This is a genomic window from Bradyrhizobium vignae (assembly GCF_004114425.1).
Taxonomy (GTDB): domain Bacteria; phylum Pseudomonadota; class Alphaproteobacteria; order Rhizobiales; family Xanthobacteraceae; genus Bradyrhizobium; species Bradyrhizobium vignae.
Map to the genome: position 1 here is coordinate 1 of NZ_RDQF01000144.1, position 1,343 is coordinate 1,343.

Below are 1,343 nucleotides of genomic sequence, written 5' to 3' on the forward strand. Positions count from 1 at the left end.
CTTTGCCCACCCTTGTTTTAGCGCACCGGACTAGAATGGCCTCGTTCCGTGAGGAATGGCCCAGCTCGGGTGGCCGCCCGAGCTGGGCTGCCGATCGATCGGATCGATGCCCACCGAAGCCTTGAGGGCTGCCTTTCGTAGCAGGATCGCGATCGGTACTTCATCGGGACCCGGATGGTTGAACGAACTTTAGGTTCGCACACACAAGGGAGGGTCGACGAAGATGGCCAAGCGTATCACGATCTGTGCCGGGATCGATACCGGTAAACGTAAGCTCGATGTGGCACTTGATGGCAGTTTGGAGCGGCTTCAGGCCGATAACACGCCGGATGGCTATAAAGTGCTGGTGGAATGGTTGCAGCGCCACAAGGTCAAACGGGTCGGGATCGAGGCGAGCGGCGGCTATGAGCAGGCTGTCGTCGCCGAGTTGCGGCGCCAGCGGTTTGTGGTCGTCGTATTTCAGCCGGCCCAGGTGCGCGCTTATGCCGTGTTCCAGCTGCAGCGCGCCAAGAACGACAAGATCGATGCCGCGCTGATTGCGGCCTGCACCGCCGCGGTCAAGAAGATCCACGCAGCTCCGGATCCCCGCTTGCTGCCATTTGCCGAGCACCTGACGATGATCGACCAGATCACCGAGGACATTGCTCGGCTGAAGAACCGGATCGAGAGCTGCCGCAATATGCGGCTCCAGAAGCTGTGGAAGGAGGATATCGCTCGCCTGGCCAAGCGCGAGAAGGTCGAACTGAAGGCACTGGCCGCCGCAATCCGTGAGCATCGCGATCTTGCCGAGCGGCTCGACTTGATCAACAGCATCGATGGTATCGGGCTAAAGACCGCCATGGTCATTCTGGTGCGGATGCCCGAGATCGGTCAGATCACGCGCGAGCAAGCGGCCGCGCTGGCTGGCATTGCCCCTTACGATGACGACAGCGGCGATCGCACCGGCGTTCGTCACATCGCCGGCGGGCGTGAACGGCTGCGACGTGCGCTCTTTACTGCGGCGCTGCCGGCGTCATTTCGCTGGAATCCGCAGCTCATCACGCTCTATGGAAGGCTGATGGGAGCAGGCAAGGAACACAAGCGCGCATTGATCGCTTGCGCCAGAAAGCTATTAATCTTCGCCAACACAGTGGTCGCCCGCGGCACGCCTTGGCAGACAAAACCGCCCGAGATCGCGAGGGCTCCGGCTACCTGATGGCGTTTCTTTGTTCGGCCGAAGCACCGTTTCTTCGTCCCGACCTGCCGTCACAAAGACGCCGCGCGCCGCGGCCGTCAAAGGCTGGCCGTCGCCCTGGCCTCAACTCCATCTCCGCTGCCGCCAGGCCACGCCTTGACGGCCGCAA

The 1,343-nt window shown here is 62.0% G+C and carries 1 protein-coding gene; it reads left to right on the top strand.

Features of this window, described 5'->3' with window-relative positions; genetic code table 11:
• Window positions 1–223: 223 nt before the first annotated feature.
• Window positions 224–1,195, top strand: coding sequence for an IS110 family RNA-guided transposase (locus EAV90_RS39145; protein WP_122400484.1), 972 nt, complete (start codon window positions 224–226; stop codon window positions 1,193–1,195).
• The last annotated feature ends 148 nt before the right edge of the window (window positions 1,196–1,343 follow it).

Bases quoted from the DNA above. Each gene is read 5' to 3' on its own strand.
- EAV90_RS39145 (WP_122400484.1), top strand. From the start codon at position 224: ATGGCCAAGCGTATCACGATCTGTGCCGGGATCGATACCGGTAAACGT.